Here is a 25447-nt window from a genome sequence, read left to right on the forward strand (position 1 = left end):
TAAAATCACAGCCTCTGCGCCGTTGTATTACTTTGATACTTAGGGCTGATAAGCAAACAGATCTTGAAAATAACGCGGCTGTTGAGCAGTTTTTTCAAGCAGGTTCATGATCTCAACTGCGCTAGTGCAACGTTTTGTTTGATCAAACAGATCACAGGCTTCGATACTGTGCTTACGCATCATATTTGACCACTGCTTACCGCGTGCTAAAACAAAAATTTCCGGCACATCAGGTGCGATCATGCTGAGGTAGTAGTGTAGCACCGCAGCCAAATCTGCGATGCTTGGTTGGTCTAGAATATTCAATCTGATACGCTGCGCTAGAAATGGATCAGCTAATAAGCCTCTGCCAATCATCACGTCTGTACAACCGCTGACGTCTCTACAACGCTGATAGTCCTCTGGGCTCCAGATCTCACCATTTGCGATAATCGGAATCGTCGCTTTTTCTCTGATACGTGCCAACCATTGCCAATGCGCAGGTGGCTTATAGCCTTCAACCTTTGTGCGTGCGTGCACCACAAGTTCAGTTGCCCCCGCCTCTTGAATAGCCGCTAGGTTTTCAAATACTAAGCTTTTGTCTTCATAACCCAAACGCATTTTAGCCGTCAGCCGAGCTGGGCTGTCTTCTAGTGCTTGAGCCACGGCCTGCACAATGTTGAAAATCTCATGGGGTGTTTGCAAAAGCACCGCCCCTCCCTTGTGCTTGTTTACCGTTTTAGCTGGACAGCCAAAATTTAGATCAACCACCTTCGCCCCAAGATCTGCTGCCCTTAAAGCGTGCTCGGCCAAAAGCTCAGGATTATTGCCTAATAACTGGTAATGCACGGGCACTTGATACGCTGTTTCTGCGGCTGTTTTCAGCTCAGGACAGAGCTTATAGAAAATTTTTCTAGGCTGTAATTGAGTCGTCACCCGCATAAACTCGGTGACACAAAAGTCGATACCACCAATCTCTGTCAGTACTTTGCGAACATGAAAGTCAACTACACCCTCCATAGGTGCTAAAGCGATTCGGCCCAGTGGCATAGGCTGCCGTGACTTCTTACTAGGGTTTATATTGGACATTTAAAAATACTATTTGAAGATTTAAGACAAATTAGAGGGGAGCTATTGATAAGGGTCAAATCTGCACCTGTACCGCTAATGATATAACGTCTTGAGCCTTGTTACACCTGACCTATGAGTCGTAACAATTGTCTACAATTTTTGTAGATTTATTGCCTGCCTTAGGGAATCAAGGTAAATTAGCTGCGCCCCTGTGCCTGTGTTTGGGCGAGAGCGCAGGTAAAGGGGTTGCTGCAAGAGGCAAAAAATAAGGTGGCAGGCTATTTCCGGCCTGACCCATCCAAGAACTAAACGAGGAATGGCTTAATGCAATCTTCTGAGCTGATCTCCGAAGGCATCAACCTGATGCTTTACGGAATGGGATTTGTTTTTGTGTTCCTGACCTTGCTGGTTTTTGCCACAGGCTTTATGTCATCTATTGTCATGAAGTACGCAAAACCAGTTCCGGTTGTACCTAAAAACAAGCCGGCTCCTGCAAGCGCAGCTGCTGCTAGCAATAATGATGAACTGGTTGCAGTTTTAACTGCTGCCGTTCACAAGTATCGAGCTGGCCAATAAAAGCAGACGCTTTTTTAGCCAATAAAAAAACTCATTATTAATGAATGGAAAAGGCCAATACCCATGACCGAGTCCAAAAAGCCACTAGGCATTACTGATGTTGTTCTACGAGACGCGCATCAGTCATTGTTTGCGACCCGCCTACGTATCGATGATATGCTTCCTATTGCTGAGAAGCTGGATCAAGTAGGTTTCTGGTCCCTTGAAACTTGGGGCGGAGCAACTTTTGACTCCTGCATTCGTTATTTAGGCGAAGACCCTTGGGATCGTATTCGCGAATTGAAAAAAGCGATGCCTAATACCCGTCATCAAATGCTTTTGCGTGGCCAAAACCTATTAGGCTACCGTCATTATGCTGACGATGTGGTGGATCAGTTTGTTGAGCGTGCGGCAACTAACGGTGTGGATGTATTCCGCGTATTTGATGCGATGAATGATCCTCGTAACCTAAAACGTGCGCTTGAAGCGGTAAAACGAGTTGGTAAACATGCACAGGGTACGTTGTCTTATACAACCAGCCGTGTACACAACTTGGAATATTGGATCAGCTTGGCAAAACAGATCGAAGATATGGGTGCAGACTCTATCGCGATTAAAGATATGTCAGGCATTATGGCGCCATACGATGCTTACGAAATGGTTTCTCGCCTGAAATCAGAAACAAACCTAGAAGTTCAGTTGCATGCCCATGCGACCTCAGGCTTGTCTGATATGACCATTTTGAAAGCGGTTGAAGCGGGTATTGACCGTGTGGACACTGCCATCTCTTCTATGTCGATGACTTATGGTCACACGGCAACTGAGTCTGTTGTTGCAGCGCTGAAAGGCACTGAGCGCGACACAGGCTTAGATCTACAGAAGCTTGAAGAGATTGCGGCTTACTTCCGTAAGATCCGTAAGAAATATGCGAAGTTTGAAGGCGCACTACGCGGCACAGACTCTCGTATTCTTGTAGCACAAGTACCAGGCGGCATGTTAACCAACATGGAAAGCCAGCTGCGTGAGCAGGGTGCAGGCGACAAGTTTGATGAAGTATTGGCTGAGATTCCACGTGTACGTGAAGATCTAGGTCTAATCCCACTGGTAACACCAACGTCTCAGATTGTCGGTACTCAAGCGGTATTGAACATTTTGACAGGCGAGCGTTACAAGAGCATCTCTAAAGAAACTCAAGGCATTTTGAAGGGTGAATATGGTGCTGCACCAGCGCCTTACAATGCTGAGTTACAAGCAAAAGTGCTGAATGGTGCTGAAGCGATCACTTGCCGTCCAGCTGATCTGATTGATGATGAGATGGATAAGCTGACTGCTGAGCTACAAGGTTTGGCACAAGAGAAAGGCTTCACTCTGGCAAATGCGACAGTAGATGATGTTCTGACTTATGCGCTATTCCCTCAAATCGGTCTGAAGTTCTTACAGAACCGTGGCAACCCTGATGCGTTTGAACCTGCCCCAACTGAAGATGAAGGTGTGAAAACTGTGAGCAAAAATACTGGTCCTCAAGTTTATACAATTGCTGTTAATGGTCAGAACTATGTGGTTCAAGTGACTGAAGGTGGCGATATCTCTAATGTGCAAGCAGCTCCAGCACCTGTGGCTGCTGCTCCAGCGGCGTCTGCGGGTCAGCCTGTAACAGCGCCATTGGCAGGTAACATCTTCAAAGTATTAGTGAAGCCTGGTCAGGTTGTTCAAGAAGGCGAAGTGATCATTATCCTAGAAGCGATGAAGATGGAAACTGAAGTACGTACACCGCGTGCAGGTACAGTTGCCTCTGTTGACGTCCGCGAAGGTGATGCGGTTACTGTTGGCGATACACTGATTACAGTGTAAGTCCTGCTTAATCTAAGAGGTTGATCAAATGGAACAACTTTTGAGCTTATGGCAGGGCTCTGGTCTTTACAACATCACGGGCGGTCAGTTCGTGATGATAGCGGTTTGTTTGGGACTGCTATATCTGGCGATTGTAAAAGGCTTTGAACCACTGTTGTTGGTTCCAATCGGTTTTGGTGGTCTTTTGGCCAACATTCCCGAGGCGGGACTGGCGATGTCTGCTGTGGAACAAGCGCTTCACTTTGCTAAACCAGAAGTGCTGGCTGGTATTGCCAATGCCGTTGGGTCTAATACCTTAGATCCTTATGAACTGTCGCGTATTGTACATGAGGCTAAGCCGAGCGCTTATCAAGCGGCTCAGCTGATTGCACAAGATGCGGGCTACTCTAATGGTATGCTGTATAGCTTCTACTCTGTGGCGATTGCCAGTGGTATTGCTCCGCTTGTGATTTTCATGGGTGTAGGCGCGATGACGGACTTTGGCCCGTTACTAGCTAACCCTAAAACGCTGTTTTTAGGTGCTGCGGCACAGTTTGGTATCTTCGCAACCGTGATTGGTGCTGTTGGCCTTTCTGCAATGGGGATTATGGACTTCAGCATTGAGCAAGCCGCTGCAATCGGTATTATCGGTGGTGCGGATGGCCCAACCTCAATTTATGTGGCCAGTATGCTGGCACCTGAATTGCTGGGTGCTATCGCGGTAGCCTCTTACTCTTACATGGCACTGGTGCCACTGATTCAGCCGCCAATTATGCGTGCGCTGACAACACCAGAAGAGCGTAAGATTGAGATGGTGCAGTTACGTACTGTTTCTAAAACAGAAAAAATTGTCTTCCCTCTAGTATTGTTGGTCTTGGTTGCATTGCTGCTACCTGATGCAGCACCTCTATTGGGTATGTTCTGTTTTGGTAACCTGATGAAAGAGAGTGGCGTGGTAGAGCGCTTGAGTGATACTGCTCAAAACGCACTAATCAATATCACCACAATCTTCTTAGGCTTATCAGTAGGTTCTAAGCTGATGGCTGAGAAGTTCTTGGCACTAGAAACCTTAGGTATTCTAGGTCTAGGTATCGTGGCATTCGGTATTGGTACAGGTGCGGGTGTGTTGATGGCGAAGCTTCTGAACAAGGTCAGCAAGCACCCAGTTAACCCACTGATTGGTTCTGCTGGTGTATCGGCAGTACCTATGGCTGCTCGAGTATCGAATAAGCTAGGTCTGGAATATAACCCTCACAACTTCCTACTGATGCACGCAATGGGCCCTAACGTGGCAGGTGTAATCGGTTCAGCAGTTGCAGCGGGTGTGATGATCAAGTATCTGGGCGGTTAATGGCTTAGGCTGTTAGTGTTTAGATAATCTGGATCTGATGACTCAGACAGAAAAAGCCACAAGATTAACCTCTTGTGGCTTTTTCGTTTCTAATACCTTTCTCAAAGGTTTGATTGTTTTTGCTGTTTGCATCGCAGTCTAGACTCGCCATAATAGCAGGCACTTTTGTTAGGGTGATTTATAGGGTTCAGCAATTATTATGGCACTGTTAGCCGCATTCTCCCCGTTAACCTTGATTGTGATTGCAATCATTTTACTGCTCACAGTCTATTTTCATGGCCCAGTTTACTCACTGCGCACGGTCAACGCTGCACCTTCTATTCTGACCAGTATTGGTATTTTTGGAACCTTCCTAGGGGTCGCACTAGGTTTAATGGACTTTGATACCCAAGATATTGAAGGTAGCGTACCTCAGTTGATTGAAGGTCTGAAAACCGCCTTTTGGTCTTCTATTGCAGGCTTATTGGCTGCAATGAGTATCAAGTTGCGCCATGTGATCAAACATGTACGCAATGTCGAGTCTGAAACCCAATACACAGGGGCAACGGTTGATGACCTAGCCACATTGCTAGGTGATATTCGCTCACAGCTGCAAAAGTCAGGCTTAACAGAAATTGGTCCTAAACTGGCAGCCAGTAATCAGGGCTTAGAGCAACACCTCGGGCGCTTAGAGTCCGTAATAGGCCAATACCAGAATAAAATGGTAGAAGCCAACAGTAGTGCGCTGACCAAAGCCATTACCGAACTGATGACGGGCTTTAATGACCGAATTACGGTGCAGTATGGTGATAATTTTAAACAGCTGAATCAAGCCGTTGGCCGTATGTTGGAGTGGCAAGACAACTATAAAGATGAGCTGGCGCGCTTATTAGAACAACAGCGTGCCAATGGGGATGTGTTGGACAAAGCGACAGAAGCTTACCAAACGATGGTGCAACATACGCAAGCATTTAACGAGGTCTCAGAAAAGCTAGGCGATGTGATGACAGGATTGCAGCAGCAATCTGTGGCTTTGGGCAGTTATCTTGATAGTCTGGCCAGCTTGGTCAGCAAAGCCTCTGATGGTTTACCTGCTTTAGAAGGGCGTATCTTGGCGCTGACAGATGAGCTTGCTCATGGTATTCAAGAAAGTCATCGCCAGATGAATCACCTGCTCAGCAATACCGCCAAAACCATTGAAAACACGGTTATTACCGTAAATCAGCAACTGGTTGGCGATATGCAACAGGTCAACGAGGCGCACCAGCAAGTGACGCTGAAAATGCTAGAGCGCAATGAACAACAACTGATTCGCATTGACGCGGGTATGGAAAAAGAACTCACCCACGCCTTGCAAACCTTTGGCTGTCAGCTCACCGCTTTATCTGAGAAGTTTGTCAGCGACTATCAGCCCTTGACGGAGAAACTCAAAACCGTTGTTGAGTTGGCCAATAGCTTACCTGCCGCCGAGCGGAAATCTACTCGATGAACCCGTTTAACCGTCAGCAAGATGAAGAGGAAAACCTGACCGCTGAAGAGGGCGCACACTGGGTTGCCGTCAGTGACTTAATGGCAGGTTTAATGATGGTGTTTCTATTGGTTGCCGTAGCTTATATGGTCATCCTAGAGCGGGAAACACAAAAAATTAAAGAGGTGGCCCTGTTATACCGTGAGTTACGGGAGCAGCTTTACCATGATCTCTATAACGAGTTTAAAGATGACCTGCCACGTTGGGGAGCAGAGCTGAAACAGGATGATCTCAGTTTGCAGTTTTACAATACCGATGTGATGTTTGATCTGGGTAAATCCAGTCTGCAACCCGAGTTTGAAACCATCCTAGCGGACTTTTTTCCACGCTATGCCAAAATTATCACTTCGGAACAGTATCGTAATGACATCTCTGAAGTCCGCATAGAAGGGCACACCTCTAGCGACTGGACCAATGCCCGCTCTCCTGATGATGCCTATATCAACAATATGCGTTTGTCTCAGGCGCGTACACGCTCAACCTTGGCCTATGTATTATCGTTGCCTGAGGTGAAGAGCCAAAAAGCGTGGTTGCAAAGTAATCTCACTGCTAATGGCCTGTCTTCGTCAAAGTTGGTGTTGATGCCCGATGGTTCAGAAAATGGCGAACGTTCCCGCCGAGTTGAGTTTCGCTTGATCACCGATGCCGATGCCCGTATCAGCGAAATATTAAAAGGGGTATTGGAAGCACCCAACGTGCCCAAATCTGAGTCGGCACAACCATGAAGTTGCCAGACTTTGCAGAGTTTGAACCCATCTTGGCCTTACGCCGTGAAATGGGAGCTACTCGTTTAGGGCATTTTGAGTTGTTTGATCCTCATAAACACCTGACAGGGGAGGAGCGTACCAAACTTGAACAGCATGGGGTTTTAACCCAGCTACACAGTTTAAGACTGCTGCAAGACCATACACTGGCTATTAAAAATGGCCGAGTCGTCGTGTTTAAACTGGCGCACGAGCAAGGTAAAAAACAGCATTTCCATGTTGCGAACTGCTCAGTTTTGCAGCAGTGCAGGGATGATAAGTTGATTGCAACGACGAGCTTACACTCACCTTTTCCAGTTTTAGACTACCACAAACGCCGCAGTTTATCGGTCTGCCCAGAGTGTTTAACCTTATTGGGTTATCGAGGTTTTAGCCTTGTACGTAATCGCCGTATTCGTTACAGCGAGCAACTGCTAAAGCAGTTTCAACTGACGGATTTTTTTAAACTCTATACCTTATACCCAGTGCGATAATTAAATTACACTCAAGGTTTAGTGCCATCGGCTTATCTCAAGTATTGTAAAGTTGGCCACAGTTCCTTCTATGGCATCAGTGGCCGGTGCTCGGTGCAGTCCTTTTTGAGTTAAGAACTATGGACGAAACTAGGCAAAGCTTTCTAAAACGATTTTACCAATGGCTTTACCGTTCTCGATATCTTGATGTGCTTTAATCAAGTTCTCTGCACATATAGCACCATAATGAGTGCCGATGGTTGTACGAATTTTTCCCGCATCAACTAACTCGGCCACACGATTCAAAAGCTCTCGCTGTTGTATCATATCTTCAGTTTTAAACATTGAACGTGTGAACATCAATTCCCAATGTAAAGAGAGTGACTTTTGCTTAAGCTTGCGAATGTCTAATATCGTTTCAGGGTCATCAATCAGTGCCAACTTACCCTGAGGAGCTAGAACCTCAATTAATTGATCAAAGTAATCTTCGGTACGATTGAGACTGATGACATGCGTCACCTCAGATATACCAACACGCGATAACTCAAGCGTGAGTGGCTGTTTGTGATTAATTACAATATCGGCCCCTAACGTTTTAACCCATGCCTGACTTTCAGGACGGGAAGCCGTTGCAATCACCGTCGCTCCTGTAAGCTGCTTCGTCAACTGTATCAATATTGACCCCACACCACCTGCTGCACCTACAATCAGAACTTTGGGTGTCGAAGCCACGCCTGTCACATCTTGCTTTAATGCTAGGCGATCAAATAATAACTCCCAAGCTGTAATTGCTGTCAGAGGCAGTGCTGCAGCCTCAGCATCACTGATCGTTTTAGGGCTCAAACCCACGATGCGCTCATCAACTAGATGATATTCGGCATTAGAGCCTGAGCGCGTGATATCCCCTGCATACCAAACCTTATCACCAACCTGATAGGCGTTGACCCTATCTCCGATTTCGACTACCTCACCTACCGCATCCCAACCTAATACTTTGTATTCGCCTTTGCTTCCAGATAGACGACTTCTGATTTTTGTATCAACAGGGTTTACTGAAATTGCTTTTACTTTGACCAATAAATCATGGCCTGTGGCGGTAGGACGCTCTAATGTAATGTCTTCTAAGTTTTCTGCAGCCGTGCCTTCATGGGTAGCGATAAAACCAATAGCTTTCATATGAGGTTAACTCTTCTTCAATTAAACATATCACAAGATTAAAGCTCAGCTTATGAATTAACAAAGGAGTTATGTTTATGCATCAGTTGAGTTAAGCTCATCTGTATGAAAATTAAACTTTCACTACAAAACCTCAATACCTTTGCAGCTGCAGCTCAAACACTAAGTTTCCAAGCTGCGGCCGCAATACTCCATGTCACCCCATCGGCGGTGAGCCATCAAATTCGTAATTTGGAATCGGTATTGGGCTACCCATTATTTGAGCGCTTAGATAAAGCCGTTAAGCTGACCCATCGTGGGCAACAGTTGTATTTGGACATTACAGAGCCGCTACAACAGATCCATCAGGCCAGCCGAAAAGCATTGCGTTGCACTGATGACCTTTCTCTGGCACTGTCCGTCGCACCTGTTTTTGCCACAAGGTGGCTATTACCAAGGCTGAAAGACTTCCGCGCCCAATACCCAAATGTGAGTTTATCGGTGGTTGCTACCTCTAGCATTGCTGATTTTCGTAATGATCCTTTTGATGCGGCAATTAGAATGGGGAGTGGTCATTGGCCTGATACTTTATCAACTCGACTATTTAACAAGTGTATTGTGGCGGTGTGTCATCCTAATTTACTGATAAAAAATGGTGGTCAATTCGGTATCGAACAACTCTCTACTCAAAGCATTATTCATAATGCTTCAATGAAGGGGCTGTGGCAGGAGTGGTTAAACTCAACAGGACTGTCTACCTTTCCTATACCGACAGGCATTGAGGTGCCGAGTACTGCGCAAGTATTAGAAGCTATAAGTGCGGAAGAGGCGATTGGTTTAGTTGATCTTAATTTTATCGATCAGGATATAAAGGATGGGCGGTTAGTATATGCTTGCAGCCATCAACTATCGGGTGATGATGGCTATTTTCTTACTTACCCTGAAACCCTGTATGATCGGACGGCATTACAAATTTTCAAGCAATGGCTTGAAGCTCAAATAGAGGGGAATATTGGTTAGTTCACGTATACCTTATTCACAATAAAATACCCCCAGCTTTAAGGCTGGGGGTATTGAACTCAATCGCAATGGTGATGAGATTTTAGCGCTTATAACGCCTCAATCTTGCCATATTGCTCTTGCAGTTTGTTCAGTGCGTCTTGAGCGTTAGTTTGTTTTTCACGCTCTTTCGCAACAACGTCTTCAGGGGCGCTGGCGACAAACTTCTCGTTACCCAGCTTACCTTCTAAACGTGCCAGCTCTTTTTGCAGTTTTTCCATCTCTTTGCTTAGACGGCTCAATTCTGCGGCTTTGTCGATCAAACCTGCCATCGGCACTAATACTTCCATTTTGCCGACCAACTGAGTGACGGCCATCGGTGCTTCTTCATCCTCTTCCAGCCAAGTGATTTCACTCAATTTAGCCAGTTTGCTCAGTACAACGTAGTTTTCACGTAGGCGTCGGAAGTCTTCGTCGCTGCCGTTTTGTACCAATACTTGTAGCTCTTTGCCTGGGCCGATGTTCATTTCACCACGGATATTGCGCACGCTGACGATCACATTTTTCAGCCACTCAATATCCGCTTCAGCAGCTTCGTCAATCAGCTCAACCTGTGGTTCTGGGTAGTGCTGCAACATGATGGTGTCGCCCGATTTACCCGCCAAGCCTTTCACTTGCTGCCAGATCTCTTCGGTGATGAACGGCATCAACGGGTGAGACAGGCGCAGGATCGCTTCCAACACGCGCACTAGAGTGCCACGAGTACCACGACGTAGGGCCTCTAGATTGTCTTTCTCTTCTTGGGTTTCGCCTTCTGTTTCATCCCAAAGCACAGGTTTAGACAGCTCTAGATACCAATCGCAATACTGGTTCCAGATAAAGTCGTACAGGCTTTGTGCGGCAAGGTCAAAACGGTATTCATCCATGTGGCGAATCACGTTTTGCTCGGTGCGTTGCAGGCTGCTGATGATCCAACGATCAGCCAGAGACAAGATGACGTGGTCATTATTTTGACCACAGTCTTGCTCTTGGGTATTCATTAACACGTAGCGTGCGGCGTTCCAGATCTTGTTACAGAAGTTGCGATAACCTTCTAAGCGTTTCATGTCCCAGTTGATGTCACGGCCTGTGGATGCCAGTGCCGCTAGGGTGAAGCGCAGTGCATCCGTACCATGTGCCGCGATCCCTTCTGGGAACTGTTTTTCGGTACGCTTGCCAATTTTTTCTGCCAGTTGTGGCTGCATCATATTACCCGTGCGCTTTTCTAGCAGCTCAGGCAGGCTGATGCCGTCGATCATGTCCAGAGGGTCAAGCACGTTGCCCTTAGACTTCGACATTTTGTCGCCGCTTTCGTCACGGATCAGACCTGTAACGTAGACGTTTTTGAACGGTACTTGAGGTTTGCCGTTTTCGTCTTTGCAGAAGTGCATGGTCATCATGATCATGCGCGCGACCCAGAAGAAAATGATGTCAAAGCCCGTGACTAAGGTATCGGTTGGGTGGAAGGTTTTGAGACGATCAGTATTTTCTGGCCAACCTAATGTGCCGAATGTCCAAAGCGCAGAGCTGAACCAAGTGTCCAGCACGTCGTCGTCTTGGCGGAGTTCCAGCTCAAGATCAAGGTTGTATTTTTCACGGGCGGCTTCTGCTGAGGCGGCCACATACACATTGCCTTGATTGTCATAGAACGCAGGAATGCGGTGACCCCACCACAGTTGACGTGAGATACACCAGTCTTGAATGTCACGCATCCAAGAGAAATACATGTTCTCATATTGTTTAGGGACAAACTTGATGTCGCCATTTTCAACCGCTTCAATCGCAGGTTTTGCTAAGGTTTTCGCATCGCAGAACCATTGGTCGGTCAACATTGGCTCAATCACAACACCACCACGATCGCCATAAGGCACCGTCATGTTGTTCTCTTCGATTTTTACCAACAGGCCAAGGGCTTCAAAATCAGCGACGATTTGGCGGCGCGCTTCAAAACGCTCCATGCCTTGATATTTTTCTGGAATGCTCGGATCAATTTCCGTATTCACACTGCCGTCGGTGTTAAACACTTGGGCTTGATCACGAATATCGGCATTCAAGGTCAGGATGTTGATCATTGGCAGGCCGCAGCGCTTGCCCACTTCGTTATCGTTGAAGTCGTGCGCAGGGGTGATTTTTACGCAGCCTGTACCTTTCTCCATATCGGCATAGGCATCGCCAACGATTGGGATACGACGACCCACTAATGGCAGCTCAACAAATTTACCGATCAGATCTTGGTAACGCGGGTCTTCAGGGTTCACCGCAACGCCAGTATCACCCAACATGGTTTCTGGGCGTGTGGTGCCAACGACGATATAATCATCACCTGCCGCCGTTTTTGCGCCATCTGCCAGTGGATAGCGCAGATACCACATTTTGCCTTTGACCTCTTTGTTTTCCACTTCAAGGTCAGAGATTGCGGTGTGCAGTTTAGGGTCCCAGTTGACCAAACGCTTGCCACGATAGATAAGCTTGTCATCGTACAGGCGAATAAAGACTTCTTGTACCGCACGGTAGAAGCCAGAATCCATGGTGAAACGCTCGTGATCCCAATCTACCGAGTTACCCAAGCGACGCATTTGTCCGGTGATGGTGCCACCGGATTCTTCTTTCCATTCCCACACTTTTTCGATGAACGCATCACGGCCTAAATCGTAGCGGCTTTGGCCAGATTCAGCGGCTAATTTACGCTCTACGACCATCTGTGTCGCGATACCCGCGTGATCAGTACCCACCTGCCATAGGGTGTTACGACCCTGCATACGGCGGTAACGGGTCAGCGCATCCATAATGGTGTGCTGAAACGCGTGTCCCATGTGTAGGCTGCCCGTGACGTTTGGTGGCGGAATCATGATGCAGTAAGGATCACCCTCACCACCAGGCGTGAAGTATTTGTTCTCTTCCCATTTCTGGTACAAAGTGCGTTCGATCTGATCAGGCTGGTAAGTTTTTTCCATGAGAATTGATGCTTATATCTATGTCAAATAGGTCAATGGGCTTGGCTGTTCAACGCCACCGGATGACTTTGTGGAGAACAGGCAGAATATTTTCTGATAATCGGTCGATTATACATGGCAGAACGGGTTGTGATAACCACAACCCGCGATGTGATGAAGGCTTCTAACCTTCTTTTGGGTAGAGGCCTATAGAGGTTGATTACTGAGCGGCTGGATGCTTAAGTGCTTGCACTCGAATTTGCCAATCAAAGAGTGCCATACGTGCGCGAGCTTGATTTACGGCCTGTACCAAATCGGTAGACTCTTCAGCGGGAGGCACAGGGCTAGCGCTTAAATGTTCCGCTTGGCGATCCCAATGGTAGTACTGAGGCTGTGGGCTATTAGTGGCTGCGCCTGCCGCAGTTAAGACATAGCTGATATTGGCTATCGAGCTGGCTTGCAGGCCATTCTTAGGTGGTGTGATTAGATCTTGACCCAGCGCTAAATATTCCGCACTAGATAAAGAGTGTTGATACAACGTTGGAAATATATCCCAGTGGCTGCCAAAACGATTCGCGTCTAATATCGCATTACCTTGATAAGCTTTAGGCAAGTAGAAATAAAATGGCACGCCATATTTAAGATGCAGCTCGTTGTCGCCCTCATAGTTAAAGAAAGTACGCGTATTATGATCACCGCTGGCGGCAATCAGGGTTTTCTGAGCCAATGCGGGGTTGGCTTTTACCCGGTCAATAAAGCCTCCCAAGCTGTCGTTGGCATATTGATAGGTTTTTAGAATATTCTCCGCCATTATGCGGTCGTCAATTACCCTTGCCCCAAATTTCAATAAATTAATAGGTTTAGGTTGATAACCAGACCCCACCTGATAAGGCGGGTGATTGGTAATACTGAGCATAAATAAAAACAGTTTTTCACCTTTTGCTTCGGCCTCGGCTAATAACTCTGAGGCATAACGGAACATATAGTCATCATCTACCCCCCAAGTGCTAGTGCCTGCCTCTGGAAAACGGCGCAGGATATCGGTTTTGCTTAATACTCGATCAAAGTATTGTCTTGGTAGCGCCGTATCTAAACTGCGCCAAGTGGCAGGGCCAGCAGTTAGAAATACGGTTTTATAGCCTGCATCTTTGTAAGGTTTTGCTGCTGCGGAGCGATAAGATTGATAGCCATAGCGGCTTTGGGTCAGTGGCGTCACAGGACTATTCAGTAATAATGCCTCTAAGCTGGGGTGAGTACCGTGCTGACTTGAAGTGAAATTCATCAACAGCAAATCTGACTGGGCATGGGGTGCCAAACGTCCCATCAAATCATTACCCTCGCCATGATAGTGCAATAGATGGCGCCCCATACTTTCCATCAATGCAAAAACCACATGTGGCGGGTTCTTCTCAATTGCAGGCTGTATAGGCGTGCGTTGATAAAGTGACTGATAAAGCTCACCTTCAGAATTAGCCTTGATGCCCAGCACCTGACCTGCTGCTAAAGCAGAGTCAAAACCTCGGCTGGTTAAGCCCACGTTGACATCGTTGCTAATCTGATTCATTTCACGCTCAGTCCAAGCCAAAAATAAAGACTGTGCCCCATTAGGAATGAGTTGATTGATAAAGGTGTTAGTAGAGACCGCCATGTCTAAATCTCGCAGAGGGAAGGTGCCCACTGTGCCACGGCCTGCCAAAGCGGTTAAAAACAAACTCAACGGGATGTAAATCAACATGACCGGAAAGCTAGGATGCCATTGATTGAACCGTTTTAGGCTATTGGTTAGCCCTTTCAAAAAATAGACCTGAAGAGCGGTTAAAATCAGTAAGCAGCCCAGCCCCCAAACGACAGGGTAATCTGACCAAATGGTTTTTAAAACTGAGCGGGTGTCATCTTCAACTAAACCAAAAACAAGGGCATTGATTGGGCTTTGGTAAAACCCAAAGTAGAAATGATTACCTATTGATAAAGCCGTTAAAAAGAGAAAAAACAGTGTAGCAAAGGGGGTAAACAGCCTATTTAACAAGGCATTGATATTCAGAAACGGTACTAGCAAAGTGAAAAAAGCTACCAATTGAAACAGAGCCAAAAAGATAGCGGCTGTTTTTAAATCAAAGCGCATCCCCATCCAAAAAGCATTTAGTAAATCATCGCTGTGACTCACTATTAATTCACTAGAGCCATATTGCCATAACATCACTACACGAAAAATAGCAGCGAATAGCAGAAAAATAGCGGCAGTTAACCACTGTTTGACAATGATTTGGTGGTAATGATTAAAGCGCTTTAGTTTCCACATACAGAACAGCTCAGGAGATAAGAGTGAATTAAGGGCAGTTGAAAATAGTTTAGCTTAACGATTGCGCATATCATGGCGATTGAGCAAATAACCCCGTTGTTGATAAAAACGCCAACCATCGCGCTTGGCTGCCAACAGTGTTTGTTGCTGATAAACAATCTCTGCCACACGCTCAAAACGGCTAAAATGATCAGGTATATGAGGGCATAGATTAATCATGACATCGTGATGTTGGCCGCAGTTTTCATCAAAACCTATGGCCACTGGCACAGAAGCTACATTTTCATCAGTAATCAAAAGGTGAGGAATAAAACTATCTGGGCGAAACTGCCAAAGCAGCTGATCAATATGCTCAGCCTGAGCTTGATCTTGCGCTTGAATAAACACCTGATGACCCCTTTTCCATGCTTTTTCAGTCAAACGGCATGCAAACAAAAGCTGCTCTGTGGTTTCGGTGCTGGGCAGGATATAAAAATCAACTTGAGTCATCTGGGTTCCGGCAAGTTAGCTTTAACAGGTTGAGACGGCTTGCGCCGTCTCGGGTCGGTATTTTACAACTGAAACGAGGTGTCTTGTCCTGCTTTGGCTAACAAATATTGTGTTAACAATGGAACAGGACGGCCTGTTGCGCCTTTTTCTTTGCCGCTATGCCATGCAGTACCCGCAATATCAAGGTGTGCCCAGCGGTAATCTTCAGTAAAGCGAGACAGGAAACATGCCGCAGTAATGGTGCCTGCAGGGCGACCACCAATATTGCCCATATCGGCAAAATTAGAATCCAACTGTTGCTGGTACTCTTGCCATAAAGGCATCTGCCATGCACGATCATCTGCGTATAGACCTGCGGCCAGTAGTTCTTGCGCCAATTCGTCATTATTGGCTAATAGCGCATTGGTATGATGACCAAGGGCGATAATACAAGCGCCAGTCAGTGTTGCGATATCCACCACTGATGCAGGATTGTAGCGGCCAATATAGGTAAGCGCATCACAAAGAACCAAACGGCCTTCGGCATCCGTGTTTAAGATCTCAACAGTTTTGCCCGACATTGTGGTGACAATATCACCCGGCTTAGTCGCATTACCCGCAGGCATATTTTCCACCGCGGCCACAACACCCACGACGTTGATTTTCGGTTTTAAGGCTTTCAACATCTGCATAGTGCCCATGACGCTGGCAGCCCCACACATATCGAACTTCATTTCGTCCATGCCTTCACCCGGCTTAAGGCTGATGCCGCCTGAGTCAAAGGTGACGCCTTTGCCGACTAATACATGAGGCTGTGCATCGGCTTCTGCACCTTGGTATTGTATGGCAATCAGGCGAGGGGCTTGTACGCTGCCTTTTGCAACGGCCAGTAGAGAGTTCATGCCCAATGCCGCCATTTCGGTTTCATCTAACACCGTTAAACTCATCTCGGCACAGTCTGTTACCAATGCTTCGGCTTGTTCTGCCAAATAAATTGGTGTGCAGATATTGGGTGGTAAGTTACCCAATGTACGCGCAAAGTTGGCCCCTTGGCCTGTGGCTTGGCCAACTAGAAGGGCTTGAGTAGCTTCGCTTTGAGCCTGATCATTGGTGCACACAACGCTGATTTTTGTCAGGCTGGTTGCCTCAGCGGCTTTGCTTTTCATTTGGTCAAACACATAACTGGCGGTTTCAGTGTTCTCTGCCAGTAGGCGTGCTTTCCATGCTGCTCCACGTTTACCAACAGGGATGTCATCTAGGCTTAATGCCAGCGACTCAACTTTGGTCTTTTTAACTTCGTTGATTAGTCCTTTTACTAGTGTACGAAACTTACCTTCAGTAAGTTCTGCTGCTTTACCTGTACCCAATAGCAAGAGGCGAGGAGCCTGTAAGCTTGGTACTACTGGTAGTAATAAACTTTGGCCAAATTTGCCACTGAAATCACCTTGACTGATGATTTGGTTGATTAAGCCACCAGTTGCTTGATCAACCTGTTGTGCTTGTAGGCTCAGCTCACCCTCAGCGGCAACACTAACCACTAGGCAATCGGCTGAAACTTCGGTTAAGGCGTTAACGGTTGCGATAAATTGCATATAAACTCCACTAGAAACAATTTAGAAAGGCTAATAGATACAAGACAAAAGAGCGGGGTTGTTGGATAATTTGCCGCCGACTCAAAGGCGTATTGCTCTCAGTTTACGCAATGCCCCACAGAACTGAAAGAATGGCAGGTTAAAGTTGCCGAATATCTTGCAAGTGATGCTGCGTTGTTCATGCTTGTAATGGTCGCATCAATACTTGAGCCCAAAGGCAGGAATTCCTTGATTATATTTCGTTATTTAACAAGAGAAGTGCTGGTCACAATGGCCGCAGTGTCTTCTGTACTGTTGCTGATTATTTTGGGTAGTCGCTTTATTCGGCTGTTTCAAGATGTGGCTGAAGGTAGTTTGGCTTTAGAATTGCTCTGGACTTTACTGCTATTACAGCTGCCGTATATTTTAGAGCTGATTTTACCGCTAGGTTTTTTTATTGCCGTGATGTTGGCCTATGGTCGGCTCTATCAAGAAAGCGAGATGGGTATTTTGCTCGCCTGTGGTATTTCCCCTAATAAAATTCTGTCTTACACCTTAGTTTCTGCTGTCTTTGTGGCGGTACTGGTCAGTAGCCTTAGTCTATGGATTACGCCAATGAGTGAGGCTAAAGCGGCATCAATCTTGGAAGAACAAAAACGTCGAGTGGACTTTTCTACGATTAAGCCTGGGCGCTTTCAAAGTTTCTCTGGTGGACAGGTGGTCTACACTGAGGCTTTAGAAAACCAAAATACACAGATGAAAGGGGTATTTCTGTCACGGCAGTTTACCAATAGTAAGGGAGAAAACCGTACAGCAGTTTTTAAAGCTGAAACAGGTTATCAGTACTTGGATGAAAAGACGGGTAGTCGCTATCTGGTATTAGAAAAAGGGGTGCGTACAGAAGGCAACCCCGGCTATAAAGATGTTTCTCAACTGAGCTTTGATCGTTACGCAGTACGTTTGGCTGAAAATAAAACGACCAGTGCCTCCGTGAAGGTTCGTCAGCAGTCAACTAGTGAACTGTTTGAGGCCAAAACCCCAGAACAGACTGCCGCACTACAGTGGCGTTTTTCAATGCCTCTGATGATTATCGTAGTCACCTTAATTGCCGTGCCCTTAAGCTATATTCGTCCTCGACAGGGGCGTTTTGCCAAGCTTTTCCCCGCTATTTTTATTCACATTTTTTACTTAAGTGCGCTGATCTCAATGCAGGGTATGCTGGAAAAACAGCAGATCAGTCCAGCTCTTGGCATGTGGCTGATACATGGGATATTTATCACACTTGGCCTAGCCCTGTTATTTAAAGAGGGCATGCTGTCTCGGTTATTTGCTAAACGTCGAGTTAAACAGCAGGTGAATGCTGCATGAGAATTTTAGACCGTTATATTGCCAAAAACGTACTGGGTGCGATTTTAGTGGTACAAACCTTGTTGCTTGGTCTTGATCTTATGCTGGCTTTGGTCGGTGAATTGGGTGATATGAACCAGCACTATCAGATTACGCATGTGCTTTATTACATTATGCTGACTGCACCTCGTCGACTGTATGACTTATTGCCTGTGGCGGTAATGGTCGGCTCTTTGATGGGGTTGGGCGCTTTGGCCGCCAGTAATGAGCTGGCAGTGATTCGAGCTGCGGGTGTCTCTATTCTGCGTATTATTGGCTCGGTGATGAAGCCAATGCTTTTGATTATGCTTGTCTCTCTTGCTCTAGGTGAGTATGTGGCGCCACAAGCTGAACAATCCGCCATTAACTATCGCATTGTTACCCAAAGCGGCAATACCCGTGTTAACTATGAAAATGGGGTTTGGCATAAAGAGAAGAATGAGTTTTTTTACTTCTCAACAATTTTATCAGATGGTCGTCTCTTAGGGGTGAGCCGTTACGTTTTTGACGACCAAGGGCACCAAACCTTTTCGATGTACTCTCCTCAAGGCACTTATGATTCGGGTCGTTGGCGTTTTGATCAGGCGCAGTTTACCTATATTGGTGAGCGTCAGGTTGAGGTTAAAACAGAACAAAACTACTACTGGGAAACCAATCTAACTCCAGAATTGCTCAAAATGATTATTATTGGTGAGGAGAACCAGTCACCCAGTGAGCTTTGGCAGTACTCTCAGTACTTAGAGGAGCGAGGGCTTAGCGCCAATAACTATTTAATGATTTTCTGGCGTAAGACTTTAATGCCGTTAACCTTAGCTGCACTGGTTTTGGTTGCTGCCTCTTTTGTTTTTGGCCCGTTAAGAACAGTACCCGCTGGTACAAGGGTGTTCAGTGGTGTAGTCGTGGGTTTATTGGTGAAGTATCTACAAGATATTTTAGGCCCTGCCAGTGTGGTGTATGGTTTTGAACCCATTATGGCGATCTTAATTCCTGCTTTTGGCTGTATTGCTTATGGTGCGATACTGATCCGACGAGCAGGCTAAATCGAATTTTTTGACCACTCGTTGGTCTATCAGTGCTCTGTTATTAAAAGGTTATAACCGATGTTTAAATCAGGTCGACAACTGCCTCATCAACAATGGACACAGCCCGCAGGGTTTATGCGCCGATTTGGGGCGATCTTATATGACTTTCTGCTGATTGTAGCGATGTGGATTGTTGTCGGTTTGATGCGCTTGCCGTTTGTGGATGCCGATGCGATGACAGACCGAGCAGGTCCAGGCTTTCAGTCGGTCTTGTTTCTGCTGACCTTCTCTTTTTTCACTTTCTTCTGGCTGCGCACAGGGCAAACTTTAGGTATGCAGGCGTGGCGTATTCGTATTCAAAATGTAGATGGTCGTTCTATTGGCCCAATGCAAGCCTTGATGCGCTTTCTTGCAGGAGGCGCATCAATACTCTGTGGCGGTTTAGGTCATCTTTGGATGCTGTTCTCTAAACAGAAAACCACTTGGCCAGATCAATTCTCCGACTCAGTTGTAGTCTTTGTGCCCTCTGATAAACAGATCGCACAAATGGAAGCGGAGGGCTTAACGGCCTCCGCCGCACATGCCAACACCGCGCAAACTGCTCCAAAAGCTAAGAAGAAACAGCGACGTACACACTGAACACCTCTCAAAAGCGAGCACTTAGGCTCGCTTTTTTATGGTCTTCCATCAGTGCTGTTTATAGATGCTGCTGAATCCAAGCCTGTAGTTGCGGCGCTTGTATGACACCGGCTTGCCTAGCCACTTCTTTGCCTTGTTTGAAGATTGCCAAGGTTGGAATGCTACGTATACCGTACTGTGCTGCAATCTGTTGCGCTTGCTCAGTATCCAGTTTTGCCATTCTCACTTTCGGTTCAATCTGTGCCGTCACTTGGGCAAAAATCGGCCCCATCATTTTACAAGGGCCGCACCAAGGTGCCCAAAAGTCCACCACCACAGGAATATCAGAACGGCTGATCACCGTTTGAAAATTCTGCTGTGTCAGCACCTGTGGTTGGCCTGAAAACAGGGCCGTTTTGCATTTGCCACATTTAGGATTATCGACCAAACGTGCCGACGGAATACGATTGACCGCCTTACAATTTGGGCAAACGATATGACTCGATTCGCTCATGTTTAAGTCTCTTAATAGTCAAAGATTAGCGGATGGCAAATGCAGCAAGCTGCTGTGCCAATTGCGTACACTGCTGTCGACTTAATATGAGGACTTTTGCATTAATATCAAGTTGAGTTCGAAGTGGTTGCACTTGATCGGGGCGCAAACCAAAGCCTTCAATCAGTCGGCCTTGTTCAAATAGGGCATAGTGCAGTTGTGGTAACCGTTCGCGATTCGGCAAATTGATCCGGCTGAGTGAGCGTAATTGGTCAGCCAGTTTAGAGTAACGATTGAAGGTAAGCGGCAGGTCTGTTGCAGAGAGTTGCAGATAGTCGTTATGGCTAGACTGTAGTTGTGCTAAAAGCCATTGGTATAAATGGTTAATACGCAGCTGTTGTAGTTGACTGGCAGAAAGTGCAGCGCGGATTTTATCTTGTGGGAATTGGTACAGATGGCCTAAAGATGAGTCTGATACAAACTGTTGTTGCAGGTCAGACAGAGACGGAAATACGGGAGTGTTTTTAGCGTGAGAGTTCTGAGCAAACATCATGATAGTCCTGAGCAAAAGATAAAGGTGAAAAGCGTGCAAAGCCAGATTGAATTGGTTTAATCATCATTGGTTTGGTCATAATCGACATCATCTTAATGGTCATGGTTTTCATGGAGTTCACCTTTTGAGTTTGAGCTTGAATACGAAAAATTTAGGGTGTTATTGATAACATGCAGAGCTTCCCGCTGGCAAGCCACAAACTGCACAGCGGGATTTAGACTAGTGAATTACTTCTGTCTTGAGCGTAAAAACAGTTTTTCTAACTCTACAATCACAAATACGCTTGAGCTGACCAAGAGGATTAGCGCCCAGTCACTCAGGCTAATCGCAGTGGTAGAGAACAAGCTTTGCATTGGTGCAGTGTAGGTAAATAGCATTTGAAAGACCAACAGCACGCCAATGGCATAGAGCGCGATACGGTTGCCAAAAATACCCGCTTTGTTAACCACCGAGTCTAAGAAGTAGCGGGTACTGAATAGGTAGAAAATCTCAAACATTACCAGCGTATTGACCGCAATCGTACGGGCATATTCTAGTGACGCGCCAGCCTCTCGATACCACAGGAACAAACCAAAAGTACCTGTCACCAAGATTAAACCGACAAACAAGCTACGCCACACCAAAAAGCCAGATAAAAGCGGTGCTTTTGGATCTCGTGGCGGTCTGCTCATCACATTTTTTTCTGCAGGCTCAAACGCCAGAGCTAATGCCAGCGTAACTGCGGTAATCATGTTAACCCATAGGATTTGTACTGGGGTAATGGGTAGCATTTTACCTAACAAAATAGCAGCCAAAATACTGAGCGCCTCACCAGCGTTAGTGGGCAGAATAAACAGAATCGCTTTTTTCAGGTTATCGTAAACGGTGCGACCCTCTTCTACTGCACGCGCGATGGTAGCGAAGTTATCATCTGCCAACACCATCTCAGCGGCCTCTTTTGAAACCTCTGTGCCGTTGATGCCCATGGCAATACCCACATCGGCACGGCGCAATGCTGGCGCATCGTTTACACCATCACCGGTCATGGCGACCACTCGGCCAGTGGCCTGTAACGCGGTCACTAAACGTAGCTTATGCTCTGGGCTGGTACGGGCAAATACGTCGGTTTCAAGCACAACTTTTTGCAGTTGCTCATCTGACAGGCGCTCAATCTCAACCCCTGTTAACGCTTTGGTGCCATCCCCAATCCCCATCTGCGCACCAATTGACTTGGCCGTTTCCACGTGGTCGCCCGTGATCATTTTCACACGGATGCCTGCGGTATGGCAGAGCTTCACCGCAGCGGTGGCCTCTTCGCGTGGCGGGTCAATCATTGCCACCAAGCCTAGCAGGCAAAGATCATTACCGACGTCGTCAAAGTTCAGCTCAATATGCTCAACAGGCACTGCTTTAGAGGCGATCGCTAATACACGTTGACCTTGTGCTGCCATCTCTTGCATTTTGTTGAGCCAATATTGCTGATCAATGGCTTGAGCACAGCCTTCATGACGCTGCCACTGGCACATCTCCAGTACACGTTCTGGTGCGCCTTTTAAATAAACCACCGCGTGACCTTTGTGGTCATGGTGCAGGGTTGCCATAAAGCGGTGTTCTGACTCAAAGGGGATAATATCGGTACGTGGATATTCCTCTTTTTCAAAGTTAGGGTCTAAACCTGCTTTCATCGCTAGCGTGATCAGAGCCCCCTCGGTTGGGTCACCTGCAAGCTGCCATGCGCCCTCTTTTTGTATCAGTGTTGCGTCATTACAGAGCAGCACTGCACGCACCAACTCTTGTAGCGCTGGCGTTTGATCACAATCGACCTCTTGCCCCTCATTCTGAAAACTGCCATGAGGATCATAACCAGAGCCTGTGACCTCAAACGCTTGCTGCGGTAGCTGAATATTACGAACCGTCATCTCATTACGGGTGAGGGTGCCAGTCTTATCCGAGCAGATAATGCTGACCGAACCAAGGGTTTCAACCGCAGGTAAGCGACGAATCACCGCACTTCTTTTGGCCATTTGTTGCACACCAATGGCCAGCGTGATGGTCATGATCGCTGGTAAGCCTTCTGGAATAGCCGCTACAGCAAGACCCACCGCTGCAAGGAACATCTCCGCAGGGCTGTAATCATGCACCCAAACACCAAACATAAAGGTGAAGCTGGCAAGGATGATCACGGCAAAGGTCAGCCATTTGGCCAGTTGATCCACTTCTCGGATCAAAGGTGTTTCTAGTGTTTCAACATCACTGAGCATCTTATTGATACGGCCAATCTCAGTGTGTTCGCCTGTTGCCACTACGACACCCACCGCATGACCGTAAGTGACTAATGTGCCGGAGTACGCCATATTGGCACGGTCAGCGACAACGGTGCTGCTGCTCATCGCTTGATCGTGTTTTTCGTTAGGTAGCGACTCGCCCGTTAAAATGGCTTCATCAACTCGCAGATCGTGTACATTCACTAAGCGAATATCGGCTGGAATCTTGTCGCCAGACTGCAAGGTAACAATATCACCAGGCACCAGTTGCTCTGCTGGAGTGGTCACAAATGCACCATCACGCTTCACCATCGCTTGGTGAGAGAGCATGTTACGAATAGCATCTAAGGCTTTCTCGGCTTTGCCTTCCTGCACAACGCCGATAATGGCGTTTACTATCACAACAGCCGCGATTACCGCAGTATCAATCCAGTGGTTTAAGATTGCAGTGGTAACACCTGCAGCCATTAAGACGTAAATCAAAATGTTGTGGAATTGTAGAAGAAAGCGTTGTAACAAGCTTTTCTTAGGTGGCGCGGGTAAGCGGTTTAAACCGTAGTTTTGTTGGCGTGTCAGCACTTCACTTTGGCTGAGACCTTTTTTTTCTGAGCTATTAAGTTGTGTAAGCACTGCCTCATTGTCTAAGGCGTGCCAGTCTGTTGTGACGGGTTGATCGACATTGTTCACAACTATATTTTCCCTTGCAGACATAGTAGTTCCAACCTCTCCGAGGCAAAGATAAGGCGAAGCATTCGGTGTCAGTATGCGCTACCGGAGCTATACCAACGGCTCATTGCACCATCACAGCCATTGCTGCAACAGTAACAGCTTGATAAGACAAGATTAGAGTATAAATGTTGCGTTGCAGTAACGATATTGCTCTTTAGAGACAATTTGTAGCCATTGATAACACCTATGACATAGATTGGAAAAATAGATTTATCAGTTGTGCCTAAATTGCCTATAGTGGAGCTAGATGTTTACAAAACACGTTTAAGTGCGTGTCTATTTTTTTAAATTGATGGAGTCGCCATAATGTTAGCCAATCGTGAAGGTCAAGCTGTGCCACAAGTTGTGCTACCTACTCGTGCCAACGGCCAGTGGGTCAAGTTAACTTCTGATGAACTATTTAAGGGCAAAAATGTTGTAGTTTTTGCGTTGCCCGGTGCATTTACTCCAACCTGCTCAAGTACACATTTACCACGTTATAACGAACTGGCTCCTGCATTTAAGGCCAATGGTATCGACCAAATCATCTGTTTGTCTGTGAATGATCCTTTTGTGATGGAGGCTTGGGCCGCAGACCAAAAAGCAGAAAACATCATGATGTTGCCAGATGGTAATGGTGATTTCAGTCGTGGCATGGGCTTGTTAGTGGATAAAAGCCAATTGGGTTTTGGTGAGCGTAGCTGGCGCTACTCTATGCTGGTACGTGATGGTGTGATTGAGAAAATGTTCATCGAGCCTGAGGTTGAGGGTGATCCATTCGAAGTGTCAGATGCTGACACTATGCTCGATTATATTAACCCTCAAGCAGAAAAACCAAAGCGTGTGACTTTAATTGGTAAGCCGGGTTGTAGCCACTGTACTCGTGCTAAAGCGGCATTAAATGCGAATGGCATCCGTTTTGAAGAGATTAGCATCGGTAGTCATGGTGTTAGCTTGGCAACATTAAGCGCTGTATCAGGTCGCACTACAACACCACAAATCTTTATTGAAGGTGAACATATCGGCGGTGCTGATGAACTAGAGGCTTGGTTAAAAGCACGGGGTTAACACATCAAGCTTGTGCATTAAGTCTGATGCTGTACTAGGGCTAACTGCTAGAGGCTGCAACCACTTGGTTGCGGCCTTTATTTTTAGCAAAACTCCGCGTAAACCCTCGCCCAATCGGGCGGGGATACAAGCGGGAACCGCGCAGCGGTTCTAATCAGGTGTCGCCTGACTTTGCACATACTCTTTCAGTGTTTTGATCGTTGCCCCGCCTGCACTGCAGGCAAAGTAAGAACGTGACCAGAGCGCTGCACTTTTGCTTTGCCGGGGGATATGGGTATTGAGTATGCGTATCCGGCGTGATGAAACCGATTTCAGGTTGTTCACCATGACGCTGATCGCCAGCTTCGGCGGATAAGCTATCAGCAGGTGAACATGATCTGATT

The 25447-nt window shown here is 46.7% G+C and carries 22 protein-coding genes; 11 read left to right on the forward strand and 11 right to left on the reverse strand.

What is annotated here, in order from left to right; translation table 11 throughout:
* Window positions 1–39 precede the first annotated feature (39 nt).
* The gene (locus B5D26_RS11350; protein WP_234985284.1) at window positions 40–1068 is read right to left on the reverse strand and encodes a tRNA dihydrouridine synthase; all 1029 of its coding nucleotides are present in this window, start codon (window positions 1066–1068) and stop codon (window positions 40–42) included.
* A gap of 306 nt (window positions 1069–1374) precedes the next feature.
* Between B5D26_RS11350 and B5D26_RS11355 the strand changes: the two genes are divergently transcribed.
* The 6 genes from B5D26_RS11355 to B5D26_RS11380 all read left to right on the forward strand — a co-directional run bounded on the left by B5D26_RS11355 (window position 1375) and on the right by B5D26_RS11380 (window position 7530).
* Window positions 1375–1626, forward strand: coding sequence for an OadG family protein (locus B5D26_RS11355; RefSeq protein WP_078745849.1), 252 nt, complete (start codon window positions 1375–1377; stop codon window positions 1624–1626).
* 63 nt (window positions 1627–1689) lie between these two features.
* Window positions 1690–3456, forward strand: coding sequence for a sodium-extruding oxaloacetate decarboxylase subunit alpha (gene oadA, locus B5D26_RS11360; RefSeq protein WP_078745850.1), 1767 nt, complete (start codon window positions 1690–1692; stop codon window positions 3454–3456).
* Window positions 3457–3484: 28 nt separating this feature from the next.
* Window positions 3485–4786, forward strand: coding sequence for a sodium ion-translocating decarboxylase subunit beta (locus B5D26_RS11365; RefSeq protein WP_078745851.1), 1302 nt, complete (start codon window positions 3485–3487; stop codon window positions 4784–4786).
* A 199-nt stretch (window positions 4787–4985) separates the two neighbouring features.
* Window positions 4986–6254 (forward strand): hypothetical protein, encoded by a 1269-nt coding sequence (locus B5D26_RS11370; RefSeq protein ID WP_078745852.1) that lies wholly within the window; start codon window positions 4986–4988, stop codon window positions 6252–6254.
* On the forward strand, window positions 6251–7018 hold the full coding sequence (locus B5D26_RS11375) for an OmpA family protein (RefSeq protein WP_078745853.1): 768 nt from the start codon (window positions 6251–6253) through the stop codon (window positions 7016–7018). Before B5D26_RS11370 ends, B5D26_RS11375 begins: the two co-directional genes overlap by 4 nt.
* Window positions 7015–7530, forward strand: a complete 516-nt coding sequence (locus B5D26_RS11380) for a hypothetical protein (protein ID WP_078745854.1) — start codon at window positions 7015–7017, stop codon at window positions 7528–7530. The genes B5D26_RS11375 and B5D26_RS11380 overlap by 4 nt, the downstream gene beginning before the upstream one ends.
* A 129-nt stretch (window positions 7531–7659) precedes the next feature.
* Here B5D26_RS11380 and B5D26_RS11385 read toward each other — a convergent pair whose 3' ends face one another.
* The gene (locus tag B5D26_RS11385; protein WP_078745855.1) at window positions 7660–8685 is read right to left on the reverse strand and encodes a zinc-binding alcohol dehydrogenase family protein; all 1026 of its coding nucleotides are present in this window, start codon (window positions 8683–8685) and stop codon (window positions 7660–7662) included.
* Window positions 8686–8790: 105 nt separating this feature from the next.
* Between B5D26_RS11385 and B5D26_RS11390 the strand changes: the two genes are divergently transcribed.
* Entirely contained in the window at window positions 8791–9684 is an 894-nt protein-coding gene (locus B5D26_RS11390) for a LysR substrate-binding domain-containing protein (protein WP_078745856.1), read from the forward strand.
* Window positions 9685–9773: 89 nt separating this feature from the next.
* Here B5D26_RS11390 and B5D26_RS11395 read toward each other — a convergent pair whose 3' ends face one another.
* From B5D26_RS11395 to B5D26_RS11410, 4 genes are all read right to left on the reverse strand, one after another.
* On the reverse strand, window positions 9774–12656 hold the full coding sequence (locus B5D26_RS11395) for a valine--tRNA ligase (RefSeq protein ID WP_078745857.1): 2883 nt from the start codon (window positions 12654–12656) through the stop codon (window positions 9774–9776).
* Window positions 12657–12855: 199 nt separating this feature from the next.
* On the reverse strand, window positions 12856–14934 hold the full coding sequence (locus tag B5D26_RS11400; protein ID WP_078745858.1) for an LTA synthase family protein: 2079 nt from the start codon (window positions 14932–14934) through the stop codon (window positions 12856–12858).
* A gap of 54 nt (window positions 14935–14988) precedes the next feature.
* Window positions 14989–15423: a DNA polymerase III subunit chi gene (locus B5D26_RS11405; protein ID WP_078745859.1), complete on the reverse strand. Its 435-nt coding sequence runs from the start codon at window positions 15421–15423 to the stop codon at window positions 14989–14991.
* Window positions 15424–15485: 62 nt separating this feature from the next.
* Window positions 15486–16994: a leucyl aminopeptidase gene (locus B5D26_RS11410; RefSeq protein WP_078745860.1), complete on the reverse strand. Its 1509-nt coding sequence runs from the start codon at window positions 16992–16994 to the stop codon at window positions 15486–15488.
* A 228-nt stretch (window positions 16995–17222) separates the two neighbouring features.
* On the opposite strand from B5D26_RS11410, the gene lptF reads away from it, so the two are divergent.
* From lptF to B5D26_RS11425, 3 genes are read left to right on the forward strand one after another with little or no spacing between them, the layout of a single operon-like run.
* Window positions 17223–18341 (forward strand): LPS export ABC transporter permease LptF, encoded by a 1119-nt coding sequence (gene lptF, locus B5D26_RS11415; RefSeq protein ID WP_078745861.1) that lies wholly within the window; start codon window positions 17223–17225, stop codon window positions 18339–18341.
* Window positions 18338–19399, forward strand: coding sequence for an LPS export ABC transporter permease LptG (gene lptG, locus B5D26_RS11420; protein ID WP_078745862.1), 1062 nt, complete (start codon window positions 18338–18340; stop codon window positions 19397–19399). The genes lptF and lptG overlap by 4 nt, the downstream gene beginning before the upstream one ends.
* Window positions 19400–19459: 60 nt before the next feature.
* On the forward strand, window positions 19460–20020 hold the full coding sequence (locus B5D26_RS11425) for an RDD family protein (protein WP_078745863.1): 561 nt from the start codon (window positions 19460–19462) through the stop codon (window positions 20018–20020).
* A 58-nt stretch (window positions 20021–20078) separates the two neighbouring features.
* On the opposite strand, the gene trxC is transcribed toward B5D26_RS11425, so the two are convergent.
* From trxC to B5D26_RS11440, 4 genes are all read right to left on the reverse strand, one after another.
* Window positions 20079–20513 carry a thioredoxin TrxC gene (gene trxC, locus B5D26_RS11430; protein ID WP_078745864.1) on the reverse strand — a complete coding sequence of 145 codons (435 nt, stop codon included), beginning with the start codon at window positions 20511–20513 and terminating at the stop codon, window positions 20079–20081.
* Between the two features lie 25 nt (window positions 20514–20538).
* Window positions 20539–21045, reverse strand: coding sequence for a hypothetical protein (locus B5D26_RS11435; RefSeq protein ID WP_139776653.1), 507 nt, complete (start codon window positions 21043–21045; stop codon window positions 20539–20541).
* The gene (locus B5D26_RS16190; protein ID WP_159445653.1) at window positions 21017–21157 is read right to left on the reverse strand and encodes a hypothetical protein; all 141 of its coding nucleotides are present in this window, start codon (window positions 21155–21157) and stop codon (window positions 21017–21019) included. Before B5D26_RS16190 ends, B5D26_RS11435 begins: the two co-directional genes overlap by 29 nt.
* 115 nt (window positions 21158–21272) lie before the next feature.
* Window positions 21273–23999, reverse strand: a complete 2727-nt coding sequence (locus B5D26_RS11440; RefSeq protein ID WP_078745866.1) for a cation-transporting P-type ATPase — start codon at window positions 23997–23999, stop codon at window positions 21273–21275.
* A gap of 324 nt (window positions 24000–24323) precedes the next feature.
* Between B5D26_RS11440 and B5D26_RS11445 the strand changes: the two genes are divergently transcribed.
* Window positions 24324–25064: a glutathione peroxidase gene (locus B5D26_RS11445; RefSeq protein WP_200810667.1), complete on the forward strand. Its 741-nt coding sequence runs from the start codon at window positions 24324–24326 to the stop codon at window positions 25062–25064.
* 150 nt (window positions 25065–25214) lie between these two features.
* On the opposite strand, the gene tnpA is transcribed toward B5D26_RS11445, so the two are convergent.
* A partial coding sequence (tnpA, locus tag B5D26_RS11450) for an IS200/IS605 family transposase (RefSeq protein ID WP_143833115.1) occupies window positions 25215–25447 on the reverse strand: 233 nt, incomplete at its 5' end.

The sequence above is a fragment of the Oceanospirillum multiglobuliferum genome (assembly GCF_900167095.1).
In the GTDB taxonomy this organism is placed as follows: domain Bacteria; phylum Pseudomonadota; class Gammaproteobacteria; order Pseudomonadales; family Halomonadaceae; genus Oceanospirillum; species Oceanospirillum multiglobuliferum.

Bases quoted from the DNA above. Each gene is read 5' to 3' on its own strand.
- B5D26_RS11350 (WP_234985284.1), bottom strand. From the start codon at position 1,068: ATGTCCAATATAAACCCTAGTAAGAAGTCACGGCAGCCTATGCCACTG.
- B5D26_RS11355 (WP_078745849.1), top strand. From the start codon at position 1,375: ATGCAATCTTCTGAGCTGATCTCCGAAGGCATCAACCTGATGCTTTAC.
- oadA (WP_078745850.1), top strand. From the start codon at position 1,690: ATGACCGAGTCCAAAAAGCCACTAGGCATTACTGATGTTGTTCTACGA.
- B5D26_RS11365 (WP_078745851.1), top strand. From the start codon at position 3,485: ATGGAACAACTTTTGAGCTTATGGCAGGGCTCTGGTCTTTACAACATC.
- B5D26_RS11370 (WP_078745852.1), top strand. From the start codon at position 4,986: ATGGCACTGTTAGCCGCATTCTCCCCGTTAACCTTGATTGTGATTGCA.
- B5D26_RS11375 (WP_078745853.1), top strand. From the start codon at position 6,251: ATGAACCCGTTTAACCGTCAGCAAGATGAAGAGGAAAACCTGACCGCT.
- B5D26_RS11380 (WP_078745854.1), top strand. From the start codon at position 7,015: ATGAAGTTGCCAGACTTTGCAGAGTTTGAACCCATCTTGGCCTTACGC.
- B5D26_RS11385 (WP_078745855.1), bottom strand. From the start codon at position 8,685: ATGAAAGCTATTGGTTTTATCGCTACCCATGAAGGCACGGCTGCAGAA.
- B5D26_RS11390 (WP_078745856.1), top strand. From the start codon at position 8,791: ATGAAAATTAAACTTTCACTACAAAACCTCAATACCTTTGCAGCTGCA.
- B5D26_RS11395 (WP_078745857.1), bottom strand. From the start codon at position 12,656: ATGGAAAAAACTTACCAGCCTGATCAGATCGAACGCACTTTGTACCAG.
- B5D26_RS11400 (WP_078745858.1), bottom strand. From the start codon at position 14,934: ATGTGGAAACTAAAGCGCTTTAATCATTACCACCAAATCATTGTCAAA.
- B5D26_RS11405 (WP_078745859.1), bottom strand. From the start codon at position 15,423: ATGACTCAAGTTGATTTTTATATCCTGCCCAGCACCGAAACCACAGAG.
- B5D26_RS11410 (WP_078745860.1), bottom strand. From the start codon at position 16,994: ATGCAATTTATCGCAACCGTTAACGCCTTAACCGAAGTTTCAGCCGAT.
- lptG (WP_078745862.1), top strand. From the start codon at position 18,338: ATGAGAATTTTAGACCGTTATATTGCCAAAAACGTACTGGGTGCGATT.
- B5D26_RS11425 (WP_078745863.1), top strand. From the start codon at position 19,460: ATGTTTAAATCAGGTCGACAACTGCCTCATCAACAATGGACACAGCCC.
- trxC (WP_078745864.1), bottom strand. From the start codon at position 20,513: ATGAGCGAATCGAGTCATATCGTTTGCCCAAATTGTAAGGCGGTCAAT.
- B5D26_RS11435 (WP_139776653.1), bottom strand. From the start codon at position 21,045: ATGATGTTTGCTCAGAACTCTCACGCTAAAAACACTCCCGTATTTCCG.
- B5D26_RS16190 (WP_159445653.1), bottom strand. From the start codon at position 21,157: ATGAAAACCATGACCATTAAGATGATGTCGATTATGACCAAACCAATG.
- B5D26_RS11440 (WP_078745866.1), bottom strand. From the start codon at position 23,999: ATGTCTGCAAGGGAAAATATAGTTGTGAACAATGTCGATCAACCCGTC.
- B5D26_RS11445 (WP_200810667.1), top strand. From the start codon at position 24,324: ATGTTAGCCAATCGTGAAGGTCAAGCTGTGCCACAAGTTGTGCTACCT.